The organism is Variovorax sp. AC103, from assembly GCF_979254005.1.
In genome coordinates this window covers 69,370-84,790 of record NZ_CEEDFC010000008.1, presented here as the reverse complement: position 1 = coordinate 84,790, position 15,421 = coordinate 69,370, and the positions used below count along the sequence as shown (strand labels likewise).

The following is a 15,421-nucleotide window of genomic DNA, read 5'->3' as shown; positions in this document are numbered from 1 at the left end:
ATGAAGCGGGGATTTCCTGTGGGAATCTTGTGTGCGGGTGCAATCCGCTTACTTCGGCGCGCTGACCGTCACCAGCGCCGGGCGCAGCACGCGCTCGTTGATGGTGTAGCCCTTCTGCAGCACGCTCACCACAGTGTTGGGTTCCTGCTCGGCGGGCACCACCGAGATGGCCTGGTGCTGGTGCGGGTCGAACCTGGTGCCGGCGGCCGGCGCCACTTCGATCACCTTGTTGCGTTCGAGCGCGCTCTTCAGCTGGCGCAGCGTGGCTTCGGCGCCTTCGCGGATCTGCTCGGGCGTGGCGTCCTTGATGGCAAGGCCGGCTTCCAGGCTGTCGGTCACCGGCAGCAGGCTCTCGGCGAACGCTTCGACAGCGAACTTGCGGGCCTTGGTGATCTCGTCGTCGGCGCGGCGGCGGGCGTTCTGCACGTCGGCCTGCGCGCGCAGGTACTGGTCGGCCAGCTCGGTGTTCTTGGCCTGGAGGGCAGCCAGTTCAGCTTGGGCCTGCGCCAGGGCGGCGAGGGCGTCGGCTTCGTTGGCGGCGTGCGCAGCCTCCAGTTCTTCGGGACTGGGCTCGCCTTGCAGCATTTGCGAATTCTGTGCGGATTGTTGCGGGTCAGACATTTTTCAAAGAACCGGCGCGAACCGGAAAACAAACGGTAGCCAGCCACTTGGGGCTGGCCGAATGCATTTCAAGCGAAAAAATGCATCGAAAAGGGCCGTTTCAGTGCCTCCCGGACATGAAAAAGGCCCGGAACCGGGCCTTGGAGCCATGTCGGGGAAGGCTTAGTGCGCGTCGAGCAGCTCGACGTCGAACTTCAGCGTGGCGTTCGGGGGAATCACGCCGCCGGCGCCGCGGGCGCCATAGCCCAGTGCCGCGGGAATGACCAGCGTGCGCTTGCCGCCGATCTTCATGCCGGCCACGCCTTCGTCCCAGCCCTTGATGACCTGGCCGGCGCCCAGCGAGAACGCGAACGGGTCGTTGCGGTCGCGGCTGGAGTCGAACTTGGCGCCTTGCACGCCGTCGTTGAAGAGCCAGCCGGTGTAGTGCACGTGCACGTGCTGGCCGGCCTTGGCTTCAGCGCCGGTGCCGACTTCGGTGTCTTCGTATTGCAGGCCGGAGGGGGTGGTAGGCATGAGAAACGCTCCTTGCGTCGAATGGATGTGAATGAGATCGAAGGCGGGGAGTTTACCGAGGCCGCGCGAGGCGCCTTGGCGTGCGTCAGCTGTTGCCGCTGTCGTCGGCGGGCGGGGCGGCCACCGGCGCCGGGGCTGTCGAGGGTGCGGCGGAGGGTGCCGGCACGTGGGCGGCGGGCTGGGAAGCGGGGGCTGCGGGGGCTGCGACCGGTGCGGCAGGCGCCGGTGCCGCCGCCTTCTTGATCTGCCCCAACTGCCATTTGCCGGCAAAGGCCTGCAGGTCGGACAGGCGCTTGAGCAGGTCCTGCCCGCTCAGCGTGAGGCTGTAGCCGTCGCTGCCGTGGCCGACGATGCCGGCCTCGCGCAGTTCCTTGATGCGGGTGTTCAGCGTATTGGGAGTGATGCCGCCCACGCTGTCCTGCAGCAGGCGGAAGGTCTGGGCATGGCCGTCGCGCAGGGCCCAGAGCACGCGCAGCGCGTAGCGGGCTTCGAGCAGGGCGAGCAACTGGCTGACGGCTGCGTTTTCCTTGGTACTCATCGACATCATCTCCTCGAAGCTGGACGAGCCACCCGCCTGAGGGCCGGCCGGTGTCTCGTTTTCTTGTGGTGGTTTACGGACCGTCTCGTTGGCCGGCGACTATAGCGCAAAGGAAGAAGATGCTACTAGTTTTATAGCTGTCAGGGCATGCTGCATGCGGGTTGTGAGACAAAGCTTCACAAATTGGCGTCACACGCCGGTGTAATCGGCCATGGCTTCGCCCAGACGGATCGCGCGGCCTGGCGACCAGTCGGAATTGAACGCCATCGGCGGCGCAGGGAACAGCATGACGACGGTGGAGCCCAGCAAGAACCGGCCCATCTCGTCGCCCTTGCGGATGTCGATCTGCTGGTCGTTGTAGTGCCACTCGCGCAGCTCGCCCACGCGCGGCGGGTTGACCACGCCATGCCACACGGTGGCCATGCTGCCGACGATGGTGGCGCCGACCAGCACCAGCACGAAGGGGCCGTGCGCCGATTCGAAGACGCACACCACGCGCTCGTTGCGCGCAAAGAGTCCGGGCACGCCGCGCGCCGTGGTGGGGTTCACCGAGAACAGGTCGCCCGGCACGTGGATCATGCGCACCAGCCGCCCGTCGCAGGGCATGTGGATGCGGTGGTAGTCCTTGGGGCTCAGATACAGCGTGGCGAAGCTGCCGTGCGCGAACTTGGCGGCCAGCGTGGCGTCGCCGCCGACCAGCGCGGTGGTCGTGTAGTTGTGGCCCTTGGCCTGGAAGATCTGGTCGCCCTCGATGGGGCCGAACTGGCTGATGGCCCCGTCGACGGGGCACACCAGGTCGGCCTGCGCCAGCGGCCGCGCGCCGGGCTTCAGTGCCCGCGTGAAGAACTGGTTGAAGCTCTTGTAGAAATGGATGTCCGACTCGAGCGCCTCACCCATGTTCACGTCGTACTTGGCCACGAAGCGCCGGATGATCCACGTCGTGACAGCGCCCCGCTCCTTGCCCGCGACCCAGCCGGCGAAATTGGTCAGTGCCTGTTTCGGGAACAGGTATTGGGGCAGTACAGCGGAGCGGTCGGACACGTGGGGAGGGCCTGGAATTCTGGATTTGGAGGGGCATTCTATAAAGCGCTCCCTGGCGCGCGCGTAGGAAGCTTCCCTTGGTTCGGGCGGCCCCGAGCCTTCGGATGCGGCGCCCCCCAGCCAAAAATCAGTCGGCCTTGATCCCCGCCGCCTTGATGACCTGCGCCCACTTTTCCACTTCGGCCTTCTGGAACGCCGCGATCTGCGTGGTGCTCAGGTCGGCCGGCTCCATGCCGAAGCCCTTGAGCTTGTCCTGCATCTCGGGCGTTGCAAGGATCTTGCGGATCTCGGTGTGCAGCTTGTCGACCACCGGTGCCGGCGTGCCCGCGGGCACGAAGATCGCCTGCCAGGACGCCACCTCGAAGTTCTCCAGGCCCGGCACGCCGGACTCGGCCACCGTCGGCACGTCGGGCATCGAGGCCAGGCGCTTGGAGGAGGTGACCGCGATGGCGCGCAGCTTGCCGCTCTGGATGTGCGGGCCCGCCACCACCGTGGTGTCGAACATCATGTCGACCTGGCCGCCGATCGCGTCCTGGATGGCCGGGCCGCTGCCCTTGTACGGAATGTGCGTGAACTTCACGCCCGACTTGAAGGCCAGCAGTTCCAGCGCCAGGTGCTGCGAGGTGCCGGTGCCGGCCGAGGCCGACGAGAGCCCGCCCGACTTGGCCTTGCTCGCGGCAATCACCTCCTTCAGCGTCTTGTAGGGGCTCGACTGGCTCACCACCAGCACCACCGGGTTGGTGCCGATGAGCGTCACCGGGGCGAACGACTTGATCGGGTCGTAGCCGATCTTCGGATACAGGCTCACGTTGATCGCATGCGAACTGACGGTGCCGCCCACCAGCGTGAAGCCGTCCGGCGCCGCGCGCGAGCCCACTTCGGAGCCCACGCTGCCGCCGGCGCCGCCCTTGTTGTCGATGATCACGCTCGTGCCCAGCACCGGGCCGAGCTTTTGCGCAATCAGCCGGCCCAGCACGTCGGTGGTGCCGCCGGCCGGAAAGGGCACGAGGTAGGTGATGGCCTTGCCCGTGGGCCAGTTGTTGCTGCTCTGCGCGAAGGCGGCCGGCAGGCCGGCGGCCAGTGAAGAGGCGAGGGCGGTGCGAATGAGGGTGCGGCGTTGCATGTGAATGTCTCCTGATGGTTGGGTGTGGTGGCGTCGCGGGTCCGCGTGCCCGGTCAGGGCAGGTCGACGATCTCGATCCAGTTCGGGTTCTTGCCCACGTCCAGGTTCTGCGGCTTGCCCAGCGCGCCGGTGTCGGCGTCGATGGCGTACATCGAGACGCCGTTCGACTCCTGCCCCGCGGCGATCAGGTAGCGCCCGGTGGCGTCGATCGCGAAGCCGCGCGGGCCCTTCTCGGTCGGTGTCTGGCCGAGCGGCTGCAACTGCCCCGTGGCGGCGTCGACCTTGAAGGCCGACAGCGTGCTCGACGTGCGCTCCGAGGCATACAGGTAGCGCCCGTCCGGCGTCAGGTGCAGGTCGGCCGCCCAGGGCTTGCCGGCAAAGCCGGCCGGCAGCGCGGTGGTGCTTTGTTCGAGCTTGAGCGTCCCGCGCGCGGCGTCCCATGCGTACACGTGCAGTGCCGCATCGAGCTCATCGAGCAGGTAGACGTGGCGCTGCGCCTTGTCCCACACGAAGTGGCGCGGGCCCGACTTCGCGGCCGTGTTCGTCAAAGGCGGATCGTTGGCCGACAGCAGCCCCTTGTCTGCGTCGAAGCGCCAGCTCGACACGTTGTCGCCGCCCAGGCTGGTGGCCAGCACGAAGCGGTTGCTCGCGTCCGCGTGAATGGCGTGCGCGTTCGGCCCGGTCTGTATCAGCTGCTGGATCGCGCCCACCGCGCCGTCCTTGCCGATCGCGTTCACCGAGATCTTGCCGCCCTGGTAGGAGGCCGCGAACAGCCATTTGCCGGTGGCGTCCAGGTCGATGTTGGCCATGCTGTCGGCCAGCGGCGCCTCGCCGAGCTTGCGCAGCTGGCCGGTGGCGCCGTCGATCGACAGCGCGGTCACGCGAAACGGCTGCGAGCGCAGCGCGGCGTACAGCACGCGCTTGTCGCGGCTCACCACCATCGGCATCACCGTGCCGCCGACGTTCAGCGTCTGCACCGGCTTGAGCGCGCCCTGCGTACGGTCGAGCTCCAGCACCGAGATTTCCTGGCTGTCGGCGTTGGCCACGTAGACCCAGGTGGCCGCCGAGACCCGGCCGATGGCGGCCAGGCACAGCAGCGACGCCACCGTCGCTTTCACGGCGGTAAGGCTCATGGCTTGATGTTGAGCTTGGTGATCAGCTGCTTGAAGTACACGTTGTCCTTGGCCAGCGTTTCCTTGAACACCGCGCCGTCGGTGTAGACGTAGCCCAGGTTCTGCTTGTCCATCACCTCGTGCATCAGCGGCTCGGCGGCGGTCTTCGCGGTGATCTCGCGCAGCTTGGCCATCACTTCGGGCGGCGTGTTCTTCGGCGCGCCGAGGCCGCGCCAGGTGCCGATCGACAGGTCGATGCCGCGCTCCTTGGCGGTGGGCACCTTCTCGAAGCCCTTCACGCGCTTGTCGGCCATCACCATCAGCACCTTGAGCTTGCCGCCCTGCACGTGCGTGGTGACCTCGGCCGGGCTCACCGCCACGGCCTCGATGTGGCCGCCCAGCAGCGCCAGCACCGCGGGTGCGGCGCCCTGGAACGGAATGTGGCCGAACTTGGCGCCGGTCTTGTCCTCGAGGGCCGCGGCCGCCAGGTGCCAGATCGAGCCGTTGCCCGAGTTGCCCACGCGCACACTCTCGGGCGACTTCTTCGCGGCGGCCAGGAGCTCCTCGATGGTGTTCCACGGCGCGTCGGCCTTCACCGTGATGGCGGCGGGGTCGGCGTTGAGCTGCGCGATGGGCTGGAAGTCGTCGTAGTTGAACTTGGCCAGGCCCAGGTGCGGCAGCGTCAGCAGTTCGACGGTGAGCACCGCGAGCTTGTAGCCGTCGGGCTTGGCGTTGATGACCTCGGTCCAGCCGATGGCGCCGCCCGCGCCGGGGCGGTTGACGATCACGATGCTCTGCGAGGTGTGCTTGCGGCTGGCCTCCGAGAAGGCGCGCGCCAGGCCGTCGGTGCCGCCGCCGGGCTGGTAGGGCACCAGCAGCTCGATGGTGCGGCTCGGAAACTCTGCTTGCGCGGCGGCCGGCGCGGCCAGGCCGAGCGACAGGGCCGCGGTGGCCGAGAGGGCGGCCACGCCGCGAACGAATTGGCTTCTTTTCATGATGTCTTGTCTCCGTGGTTGATCTGATCCTTCAGCCCCGGGTTTTTTCCTCTTGGGGCTTCCTCGCTGTCCTTGCGCGTCAGGGCATGTACTGCCCGCCGTTCACCTCGATCACCTGGCCCGTGACATAGCCCGAGAGCTGCTCGGAGGCCAGGTACAGGAAGGCGCCCACGCACTCCTCGGGCTCGCCGATGCGGCCCATCGGAATGCTGGCGCGAAAGTTCTCCAGCATCGCGGGCGTCGAGAAGCGGTCCTGGAACGGCGTCTGGATGACGCCCGGCGCCACCGCGTTCACGCGGATGCGGTCGCCCACCAGCTCCTTCGCCAGGCCGTGCGTGGCCGTGCTCACGAAGCCCTTCGAGCCCGCGTACAGGTAGGCGGCCGGCCCGCCGCCGGTGCGTGCCGCCACCGAGGTCACGTTGATGATGTTGCCGCCGCCCTGTGCGCGCATCAGCGGCACCACCTCGCGGCAGTACGCGAGCACCGAGCGCGCGTTGATGTGCATCACCTCGTCGAACAGCGCGTCGTCGAACTCGGCGATGGGCACGCGCTTGACCAGGCTGCCGGCGTTGTTCACCAGCACGTCGATGCGGCCGAATTCGTCCACCGTCTGCTTCACGCAGGCGCGGATCGCGCCCGTGTCGCGCACGTCGGCCTTCACGGCCACCGCGGCGCCGCCCGCCGCACGGATGGTCTCGACCACCTCGTTGGCCTCGGCGACCGAACTGTTGTAGTGCACCGCCACGCGCATGCCGCGCGCGGCGAAGGCGATGGCCACTGCCGCGCCGATGCCGGTGCTGGCGCCGGTGACGAGGGCGGTCTTGTCCTTGAGGTCTTCCATGTCGTTGCTCCGTGAGTGAGGGTGTGTGTCAGGTGACCGGCGCCGGGTTGAACAGCACCAGCGCGTTGTGCAGCTTCCAGTGCTCCGCCCACGTTTTCTTGCGGCCGCTGGCCACGTCGAGCATCAGGCGGAACAGCTCCCAGCCCACGTCCTCGATGCTGGCCTCGCCGTCGGCGATGCGGCCCGCGTTCACGTCCATCAGGTCGTGCCAGCGGCGCGCCAGGTCGCTGCGCGTGGCGACCTTGATGACCGGCACTTCGGCCAGCCCGTAGGGCGTGCCGCGGCCGGTGGTGAACACATGCAGGTTGATGCCGGCTGCCAGCTGCAGCGTGCCGCAGATGAAGTCGCTGGCCGGCGTGGCGGCGTAGATCAGGCCCTTCTGCGCCGCCTTTTCGCCGGGCGCGAGCACGCCGGTGATGGGCGCCGAGCCCGACTTCACGATGGAGCCCATCGCCTTCTCGACGATGTTCGACAGGCCGCCCTTCTTGTTGCCCGGCGTGGTGTTGGCGCTGCGGTCGACGCGGCCCTTTTCCAGGTAGGCGTCGTACCAGGCCATCTCGCGGATCATGGCCGCCGCCACCTCCGGCGTGGATGCGCGCGAGGTGAGCTGGTCGATGCCGTCGCGCACCTCGGTCACTTCCGAGAACATCACGGTGGCGCCGGCGCGCACCAGCAGGTCGGTGCAAAAGCCCACGGCGGGGTTGGCGGTGACGCCCGAGAAGGCGTCGCTGCCGCCGCACTGCACGCCCACCACCAGTTCGCTGGCGGGCACGGTCTCGCGGCGGCGGTCGTTCAGGCGCGCGAGGTGAACCTCGGCCTGGCGCATGACCGCGTCGATCATCGACATGAAGCCGATGTGCTCGTCGTCCTGCAGGCAGACCACGTCGAGCGCGGCGTCGCCCTGCGCTTCGCCGCGCTTGTCGACGATCGGAATGCTGCCCGGTGGCAGCAGCCGCTCGGGCTGCAGCTTCTCGCAGCCCAGGCTCACCACCATCACCTCGCCGCCGAAGTTCGGGTTGAGGCTGATGTTGCGCAGCGTGCGAATGGGCACGATGGCGTCGGGCGCGTCGATGGCCACGCCGCAGCCGTAGCCGTGCGCCAGCCCGACCACGTCGTCCACGTTCGGGTACCTGGGCAGCAGCTCGGCCTTGATGCGCTGCACAGCGAAGTCGATCACGCCGGCCACGCACTGCACGGTCTCGGTGATGGCCAGGATGTTGCGCGAGCCCACCGAGCCGTCGGCATTGCGGTAGCCCTCGAAGGTGTAGCCCTCCAGCGGGGGCAGGGCAGGGGGCTTGACGGTGGCGATCGGCAGGCCGTCGAGCCCGGGCGCGGTCGGCATGCGCATCACGCGCTCGTGCACCCAGCTGCCGCGCGGCAGCGCCTTCAGCGCGTAGCCGATCACCACGTCGTAGCGGCGGACGGCGTCGCCCTCGGCCAGGTCGGTGAGCGCCACCTTGTGGCCCTGGGGCACGTTGTCCACCAGCACCAGGCCGTCGGCGAACACCGCGCCGGCCTTCAGGCCGCCGTCGTTCGCGACGATGGCCACGTTGTCCGCGGCGTGGATGCGGATGTAGAGCGGTGGACGAATGGGTTCTGACATCGTGGGTTCCTTGGCTGGCCGGTCCTTGGGCACTTACTTCACGACCATGAACAGGCTCGGCAGCCAGGTCGAGAAGGCAGGTACGAATGTGACCACGCCCAGCGCAAAGATCAATGCCCCGTAGAACGGCCAGATGGTCTTCATCACCGTGCCCACCGACACCCCGCCGATGGCGCAGCCCACGAACTGGGTGGTGCCCACGGGCGGCGTGTTCAGGCCCAGCGCGCAGTTGATCAGCATCACGATGCCGAACTGCACCGAGCTCATGCCGTAGTGCTGGGCAATGGGCAGGAAGATGGGCGTGCACAGCAGGATGGTGGCCGCCATGTCCAGGAAGGTGCCCAGGACGAACAGGATGACGTTGATCAGCAGGAAGATGACCCACGGCGTGCTGGTCACCTGCGACAGCATCTGGCCCGTGAGTTCGGCCACGCCGTACAGGCTGATGAGGTAGCCGAAGGTGCTGGAGATGCCGATCAGCAGCAGGATGACGCCGGTGGTGCGCACCGCCTTGGAGGCCGCCTTGATGAAGTGCTCCCACTTCAGCGTGCGGTACAGGAAGATCGTCAGCACCAGCGCGTACAGCACCGCCACGGCGGCCGATTCGGTGGCCGTGAAGATGCCCGACAGGATGCCCCCGAGGATCAGCACCACGATGAACAGGCCGGGCAGCGCCGCCGCGAACGAGCGCGCCACGATGGCCCAGCCCGGGAAGGTGCCCGCCGGGTAGCCGCGCTTGACGGCCACCAGGTAGGCGGCTGCGAGGTTGCTCAGTGTGAGCACCGCTGCCGGCAGCAGCGCCGCCAGGATCAGCGCCGCGATCGACACCTTGCCGCCCGCTGCCAGCGAATAGATGATCAGGTTGTGGCTGGTCGGCATCAGCGCGCCCACCAGGGCCGCATGGGTCGTCACGTTGACTGCGTAGTCGGCGTGGTAGCCCTCCTTCTTCATCATCGGGATCATCACGGCGCCCATGGCCGAGACGTCCGCCACGGGCGAGCCCGAGACGCCGCCGAACAGCGTGCAGGCCACCACGTTCGACATGCCCAGGCCGCCGCGCACATGGCCCACGAGGTCGCGCGCCAGGTTGACGATGCGGTCCGCGATGCCGCCGTACAGCATCAGCTCGCCGGCGAAGATGAAGAACGGAATGGCCAGGAACGAGAAGATCCCCATGCCCGAGGTCATCTGCTGGAAGCCGACCGCCAGCGGCAGGCCTTCATAGAGCAGCGTGGCCAGGGCCGACAGGCCGATCGAGAAGGCAACCGGCACGCCCAGCAGCAGAAAGAGCGTGAAAGAGATGCAAAGAATGAGAAGAGGAATGGTCATGTTGAAGCCGCCTCGGCACGAATTGGGGCGCTACGGACTGTGCGGGGAATGCCGCGGAACCGGCTTTGCCGGGCCGCAGGCATTGCCCCCTGCAAGGGGGTGGGAGAAGCGACACGAAGTGCGCGGAGCCTGGGGGTGTGCATCTCTATCCCCAGGCGGGTTCGACTTCTCGGCCTTGGGCGAGCGCGATGATGTGTTCGATGGAGAACATCACGATGAGGACGCCGGCCACCGAGGCGGGCACGTATTTCCAGCCTTCGGAGATCCACAGCGTGGGCAGGCGGTAGTCCCACACCGATTCGGCGAGCGAGGCGCAGTTCCAGGCCATGGCCAGGCCGAAGACGAGGATGAGCGCGTGGATCAGGTATTCCATCTTCAGGCGCAGCCAGTCGGGCGCGAGCACGAGGAACGATTCCAGGCCGATGTGGCCCGCGTCGCGCACGCCCACGGCCACGCCGAACATCGTGACGTAGAGCACCAGCAGCAGTGCGAGGCTTTCGGCCCAGGTGGGGGTGTTGTTGAGCACGTAGCGGCCGAACACCTGCCAGCTCACCGCGCAGATCACCGCGACGAGACCGAGGATGCCCAACCACATGCAGGCACGTGCGAGGGTGCGGCAAAGTTTGGTGTACATGTGAGTTCTTCTTTGTCTTTCTCCCTCCCCTTCCGGGGGAGGGCAGGGGTGGGGGCAAGCGGCGTTCGATGAAGCATTGCGCCTGAACAAGCGCCGCTTGCCCCCATCCCAACCTTCCCCCGGAAGGGGAAGGAGCCAATTCAACAATCCGGCTTGCTGGTTACTTCGTGTCCTGGACGCGCTTGACCAGGTCCTTCAGCTTCGCGTCGGTGATGAACTTGTCGTACACCGGCTTCATCGCGGCCTGGAACGGGGCCTTGTCGACTTCGATGATCTCGGCGCCGCCGGCCTTCACCGTGGCCAGCGACTTCACTTCGCGCTCTTCCCACTGCTTGCGCATGTAGGGCACCGACTCCTTGGCGGCCTGGCGGATCCAGCCCTGCTCTTCGGCGGAGAGCTTGTCCCATGCGCGCTTGGAGAACAGCAGCATTTCGGGCGCCATCGAGTGCTCGGTCTTGCTGTAGTACTTGGCCACTTCGAAGGCGCGGGCGCTTTCATAGGTGGGGTAGTTGTTCTCGGCGGCGTCGATCAGGCCGGTCTTCAGGCCCGTGTAGACCTCGCCCATGGGCATCGGCGTGGCATTGGCGCCCATGGCCTCGAGCATCGACACCCACAGGTCGGACTGCTGCACGCGGACCTTCAGGCCCTTCATGTCGGCGAAGGTGCGCACCGGCTTCTTGGCGGTGAACATCGAGCGCGCGCCGCTGTCGTAGTAGGCCAGGCCGATGAAGCCCTGCTTCTCGCACGACTTCAGGATTTCTTCGCCGATCGGGCCGTCCAGCACCTTGTGCAGGTGGTCCACCGAGCGGAACAGGAAGGGCATGGTCGGCACCTGCGTCTCGGCGCAGATGTTGTTCATGGGCGCGATGTTCACGCGCACCATCTGCAGCGCGCCGATCTTGGTCTGCTCGATCGTGTCTTTCTCGCTGCCCAGCGAACTGTTGTTGAACACCTTGATGCTGTGCTTGCCGCCCGACAGCGCCTTCAGGCGCTCGCTCATGAACTTCACCGCGGTCACGGTGGGGTAGTCGTCGGGGTGGATGTCGGCCGAACGGAACTCGGTGGCGTGTGCAGCCAGTGTGGTCAGCGCGGCTGCGGCGCACGCGGAAATTGCGATGAGGGTCTTCGTGAATTTCATTTGTCTCTTCCTCTGCTTGGGTGGTTGTCGAAAAAAGGGGGGGCGCAGCCGTCAGGTGCCGAACATCGGCTCGGGAACGCCCTGCGCGCCGGGCCGCAGCGCGAACACGCCGCCGGCCAGTGGCTGGTCCGACAGGTCGATGCCGCCGGGTCGGATGGAGGTGACGAACAGCGTGTCCAGGCCCGCACCGCCGAAAGCGCACATGGCGGGCTTCTTCACCGGCACCTCGAGCGAGCGGTCGAGCCGGCCGTCGGGCGTGAAGCGGTGCACCAGGCCCGCGTCGTTGCCGCAGATCCAGTAGCAGCCGTCGGTGTCCATGGCGGCGCCGTCGGGGCGCCCGGGCAGGGGCTTCATGTCGACGAACAGGCGGCGGTTGCCGGGCGTGCCGCTGTCGGTGTCGTAGTCGAAGGCCCACACGGCCTGCACGGTGGGGTGCGAGTCCGACAGGTACATGGTTCGGCCGTCGGGGCTGAAGGCCAGGCCGTTGGGCACGATGAAATCGTCGAGGCGAAGGGCTGCGCCCTTGTCGCCCTTGCCGTAGCTGTAGAGGCAGCCGACGCGCGCGCCGGCGGCCATGTCGAGCAGCATGGTGCCGGCCCAGAAGCGGCCCTGGCGGTCGCAGCGGCCGTCGTTGAAGCGCATGGCCGGCGCGGCGTGTTCGACCGGGGCCAGCGGCGCGGCGGCCAGCGTGCCGTCGGCCTGCGGCTTCAGCGAGAAGAGGCCGCTTTCCATGCCGGCGATCCATTCGCCGGGCACATCGGCACGCGGGGCGATGCAGGCGATCATTTCGTTCGCCGTCCATTTCGCATGGCCTTCGCCCGCGTGCCAGCGGTTCAGCGTGCGCGCCGGAATGTCGACCCAGTACAGCGCCTGCTCCCCGGCATGCCACACCGGGCTTTCACCGGTGCCGTTGCGCGCGTCGAGAACGAGTTCAGCTGGCATCGCCGAACGGCCCTTGCGCGGTGAAGGCGCCGCCCTGGTAGATGGCGTTCGGGTCGGTCGGCGCCACGGGGGGCTGCTGCTCGACCTTGTCGCGGAACACCTCCGAGCCGTCCTGCGGCACGAAGCCCAGGTGCGCGGCGGCGCTGTTGTCCCACCACACGTCGCGGTTGTCCGACATGCCGTAGACGATGGTGTGCTTCACGTCGGGCGTGAACAGCGACTTCTCGATCAGCGTCGTCAGGTCGCGGTAGCTCAGCCAGGTGCTCATCATGCGGCGGTTGAGCGGCTCGGGGAACGAGGAGCCGATGCGGATGCTCACCGTTTCGATGCCCCAGCGGTCGAAGTAGAACTGCGCCATGTCCTCGCCGAAGGACTTCGACAGGCCGTAGTAGCCGTCGGGGCGGCGCGCGGCGTGCGCGTCGATGTGCTCGGTCTGCTTGTAGAAGCCGATCACGTGGTTGGAACTGGCGAACACCACGCGCTTCACGCCGTGGCGGCGCGCGGCCTCGTACACGTTGAAGATGCCCTTGATGTTGGCCTCGAGAATTTCCTCGAAAGGCCGCTCCACCGACACGCCGCCCAGGTGGACGATGGCGTCGCAGCCTTCCAGCAGCGCATGCACGGCCGCCTTGTCCGACAGGTCGCAGGGCACGACTTCCTCGTGCGCATCGGCGGCCGGCGCCAGCGACGCGATGTCCGACAGCCGCAGCACCTCTGTATAAGGCTTGAGCCGCTCGCGCAGCACCTTGCCCAGGCCGCCGGCCGCGCCGGTCAGCAGCAGCCGGTTGAGTTTTTGTTTCGAAGCGTCCATCGTTGCTTGTCCGTTGAGGGTCTCGTGATGTGTTCAGGCGGCTTGCCGTCGCACGCGCCGCCTGTGCAGCCGCGGGCGTGGAACGACGGATTCGGGAGGTTCAGTGATGAGTTATCTGTTGTCGTACAACTAGTGGGGGATTATCATCGTGGCCATGGTTCAGTCGATTGCGGGTAATCCCTCGGTATCAGAAGCGCCGGCAGACGCCGCCGCCGGCGCGGGTGTCGCTTTCGTGGGCCAGCCGCGTCGGCGCGCACGCGGCCTGGCGCATGGTCTGGTGGACGACCTGGGCGAGAAGATCCGCAGCCAGTCGCTGCGCCCGGGCGACAAGCTGCCCACCGAGTCGGCCATCATGCAGGCCTACGGCGTGAGCCGCACCGTGGTGCGCGAGGCGCTGTCGAAGCTGCAGGCCGGCGGGCTGGTCGAGACGCGGCACGGCGTGGGCACCTTCGTGCTGCAGCCGCGCTCCGGCGGGGTGTTCCGCTTGGACCCGGGCGAGATCGCGGCCTCGGTCGACGTGCTGGCCGTGCTGGAACTGCGCATCAGCCTGGAGACCGAATCGGCCGGGCTCGCCGCCAGCCGCCGCACCGACGAACAGCTCGTGGCCATGCGCCAGGCGCTCGACGACTTCGAGAAGAACGTGGCCGTGGCCGGCGACACCGTGGGGCCCGACTTTCGCTTCCACCTGCAGATTGCGCAGTCGACCGGCAACCCGTATTTCGCAGACATCATGCGGCACCTGGGCACCACCCTCATCCCGCGCACGCGCATCAGCGCCATTCGCACGCATGAGGGCGGAGGGGCGCCTTACCTGAGCCGTGTGAACCGCGAGCACGAAGAAATCTACGCGGCCATCGCACGGCGCGACCCCGAGTCTGCGCGCGCGGCCATGCGCATCCACCTGACCAACAGCCGCGAGCGGCTGCGCATGGCGCAGGAGGCCGCGCAGCAGAAGGCGAAGGCCGACGCCGCCGCGGGGCAGGGCGCGCCGACGCCTTCGCCCGCCTACCCGAATTCGCCAGTACGCTGATTTTCTTTGCCGTCTTTCTGGACAAGTTGTCTTTGTAGTTGTACGATGACTGATAACTCACCCGGTGGGACGGGTGAGACCGTGACTTCATCGAACAAGCAGGAGACAACATGAGCATCCACCGACGCGGCGCATTGGGCGCGGCACTTGCCACCACACTGGCCGCCAGCCTGCCGCTGCGCGCCCTCGCCCAAGCCGGCCAGGGCACGCAGGGCGCGGGCACCAACTGGCCGCTGAAGCCGATCAAGCTCATCGTTCCTTACCCGCCGGGCGGCTCGTCCGACATCATTGCGCGCTCCATCAGCCAGCCGCTGTCGGAGGCGCTGGGGCAGTCGGTCATCATCGACAACCGCGCGGGTGCCAACGGCAACCTCGGCGCCGACCTGCTGGCCAAGGCGCCGGCCGACGGCTACACCCTCATGCTGTGCGACCTGGGCGCGCTGGCCATCAGCCCGTCGCTGTACCCCAAGCTGCCGTTCGATCCGTCGAAGGACCTGCGCAGCGTGGCCATGCTGGCCTACTCGCCGCACCTGCTGGTGGTGCACCCCTCGGTGCAGGCGAACACGTTGAAGGAACTGGTCGAGCTGTCGAAGAAGAGCGACTTCAACTTCGCCGTCACCGCCAGCGGCAGCACCGCGCACCTGGCCGGCATCGAGCTGCAGCGCAAGGTGGGCGCCAAGTGGGAATACGTGCCCTACAAGGGCGGCGTGCAGGCCGTGCTCGACACCGTCGCGGGCCAGACGCAGGTGCTGATGAACGGCATGCTCGCCACCTACCCGCAGGTGCAGGCCGGCAAGCTCAAGCTGATCGCCGTGTCCAAGGCGACGCGCATGCCGCTGATCGGCAGCGTGCCGACCATCGCGGAGCAGGGCGCGCCCGGCTACGAGTCGGGCACCTGGCAAGGCGTGGTCGCGGCGCGCGGCGTGCCCGACGCGGTGGTCGCGCGGCTCAACCGCGAGCTGGTGCGCATCATCCGCACGCCCGACATCCGTGCCCGCCTCGCGGGGCAGGGCGCCGAAGTGGTGACCATGACCGCGCCCGAGCAGGACCAGTTCTTCGCCAAGGAGCGCGCGCGCTGGGCGCAAGTCATCAAGGAAGCCAACGTCAAGCTCGACTAGCCGGCTGCCTCCATCCCTTTCATTTCATTCTT

16 protein-coding genes are annotated in these 15,421 nt (G+C 67.5%); 2 read left to right on the top strand and 14 right to left on the bottom strand.

The annotated features are described in order from the left end of the window. Positions 1 to 48 precede the first annotated feature (48 nt). The 14 genes from grpE to AC0IYU_RS13725 all read right to left on the bottom strand — a co-directional run bounded on the left by grpE (position 49) and on the right by AC0IYU_RS13725 (position 13,241). Complete coding sequence (grpE, locus tag AC0IYU_RS13790) at positions 49 to 621, bottom strand: nucleotide exchange factor GrpE (protein ID WP_472117644.1); 573 nt, start codon at positions 619 to 621, stop codon at positions 49 to 51. Positions 622 to 783: 162 nt separating this feature from the next. Continuing rightward, the gene (locus AC0IYU_RS13785; protein WP_472117642.1) at positions 784 to 1,134 is read right to left on the bottom strand and encodes an FKBP-type peptidyl-prolyl cis-trans isomerase; all 351 of its coding nucleotides are present in this window, start codon (positions 1,132 to 1,134) and stop codon (positions 784 to 786) included. An 85-nt stretch (positions 1,135 to 1,219) separates the two neighbouring features. Then, positions 1,220 to 1,672 carry a winged helix-turn-helix transcriptional regulator gene (locus AC0IYU_RS13780; protein WP_472117639.1) on the bottom strand — a complete coding sequence of 151 codons (453 nt, stop codon included), beginning with the start codon at positions 1,670 to 1,672 and terminating at the stop codon, positions 1,220 to 1,222. A 189-nt stretch (positions 1,673 to 1,861) separates the two neighbouring features. Beyond that, complete coding sequence (gene asd, locus AC0IYU_RS13775) at positions 1,862 to 2,713, bottom strand: archaetidylserine decarboxylase (protein WP_472117636.1); 852 nt, start codon at positions 2,711 to 2,713, stop codon at positions 1,862 to 1,864. A gap of 127 nt (positions 2,714 to 2,840) precedes the next feature. Then, entirely contained in the window at positions 2,841 to 3,836 is a 996-nt protein-coding gene (locus AC0IYU_RS13770; RefSeq protein ID WP_472117633.1) for a Bug family tripartite tricarboxylate transporter substrate binding protein, read from the bottom strand. A 53-nt stretch (positions 3,837 to 3,889) separates the two neighbouring features. Continuing rightward, positions 3,890 to 4,969 (bottom strand): lactonase family protein, encoded by a 1,080-nt coding sequence (locus AC0IYU_RS13765; protein ID WP_472117630.1) that lies wholly within the window; start codon positions 4,967 to 4,969, stop codon positions 3,890 to 3,892. Continuing rightward, positions 4,966 to 5,943, bottom strand: coding sequence for a tripartite tricarboxylate transporter substrate binding protein (locus AC0IYU_RS13760; RefSeq protein WP_472117627.1), 978 nt, complete (start codon positions 5,941 to 5,943; stop codon positions 4,966 to 4,968). The genes AC0IYU_RS13765 and AC0IYU_RS13760 overlap by 4 nt, the downstream gene beginning before the upstream one ends. A 79-nt stretch (positions 5,944 to 6,022) precedes the next feature. After that, complete coding sequence (locus tag AC0IYU_RS13755) at positions 6,023 to 6,784, bottom strand: SDR family NAD(P)-dependent oxidoreductase (RefSeq protein ID WP_472117624.1); 762 nt, start codon at positions 6,782 to 6,784, stop codon at positions 6,023 to 6,025. Positions 6,785 to 6,812: 28 nt separating this feature from the next. Then, positions 6,813 to 8,387, bottom strand: coding sequence for a galactarate dehydratase (gene garD, locus AC0IYU_RS13750; protein WP_472117621.1), 1,575 nt, complete (start codon positions 8,385 to 8,387; stop codon positions 6,813 to 6,815). 33 nt (positions 8,388 to 8,420) lie between these two features. Then, positions 8,421 to 9,716 (bottom strand): TRAP transporter large permease, encoded by a 1,296-nt coding sequence (locus AC0IYU_RS13745; RefSeq protein ID WP_435483324.1) that lies wholly within the window; start codon positions 9,714 to 9,716, stop codon positions 8,421 to 8,423. Positions 9,717 to 9,861: 145 nt separating this feature from the next. After that, positions 9,862 to 10,350 (bottom strand): TRAP transporter small permease, encoded by a 489-nt coding sequence (locus tag AC0IYU_RS13740; RefSeq protein ID WP_435435546.1) that lies wholly within the window; start codon positions 10,348 to 10,350, stop codon positions 9,862 to 9,864. A gap of 160 nt (positions 10,351 to 10,510) precedes the next feature. After that, the gene (locus AC0IYU_RS13735; RefSeq protein ID WP_435483325.1) at positions 10,511 to 11,488 is read right to left on the bottom strand and encodes a TRAP transporter substrate-binding protein; all 978 of its coding nucleotides are present in this window, start codon (positions 11,486 to 11,488) and stop codon (positions 10,511 to 10,513) included. Between the two features lie 51 nt (positions 11,489 to 11,539). Next, positions 11,540 to 12,430 carry an SMP-30/gluconolactonase/LRE family protein gene (locus AC0IYU_RS13730; protein WP_472117618.1) on the bottom strand — a complete coding sequence of 297 codons (891 nt, stop codon included), beginning with the start codon at positions 12,428 to 12,430 and terminating at the stop codon, positions 11,540 to 11,542. Continuing rightward, positions 12,420 to 13,241 carry an NAD-dependent epimerase/dehydratase family protein gene (locus AC0IYU_RS13725; protein WP_472117615.1) on the bottom strand — a complete coding sequence of 274 codons (822 nt, stop codon included), beginning with the start codon at positions 13,239 to 13,241 and terminating at the stop codon, positions 12,420 to 12,422. Before AC0IYU_RS13725 ends, AC0IYU_RS13730 begins: the two co-directional genes overlap by 11 nt. A gap of 154 nt (positions 13,242 to 13,395) precedes the next feature. Between AC0IYU_RS13725 and AC0IYU_RS13720 the strand changes: the two genes are divergently transcribed. Together AC0IYU_RS13720 and AC0IYU_RS13715 are read left to right on the top strand one after the other, a co-directional pair. Then, on the top strand, positions 13,396 to 14,271 hold the full coding sequence (locus AC0IYU_RS13720; protein ID WP_472117988.1) for a FadR/GntR family transcriptional regulator: 876 nt from the start codon (positions 13,396 to 13,398) through the stop codon (positions 14,269 to 14,271). Positions 14,272 to 14,381: 110 nt separating this feature from the next. Beyond that, a complete protein-coding gene (locus AC0IYU_RS13715; RefSeq protein WP_472117612.1) occupies positions 14,382 to 15,389 on the top strand; it encodes a Bug family tripartite tricarboxylate transporter substrate binding protein in 1,008 nt (335 codons plus the stop codon). Positions 15,390 to 15,421 lie beyond the last annotated feature (32 nt).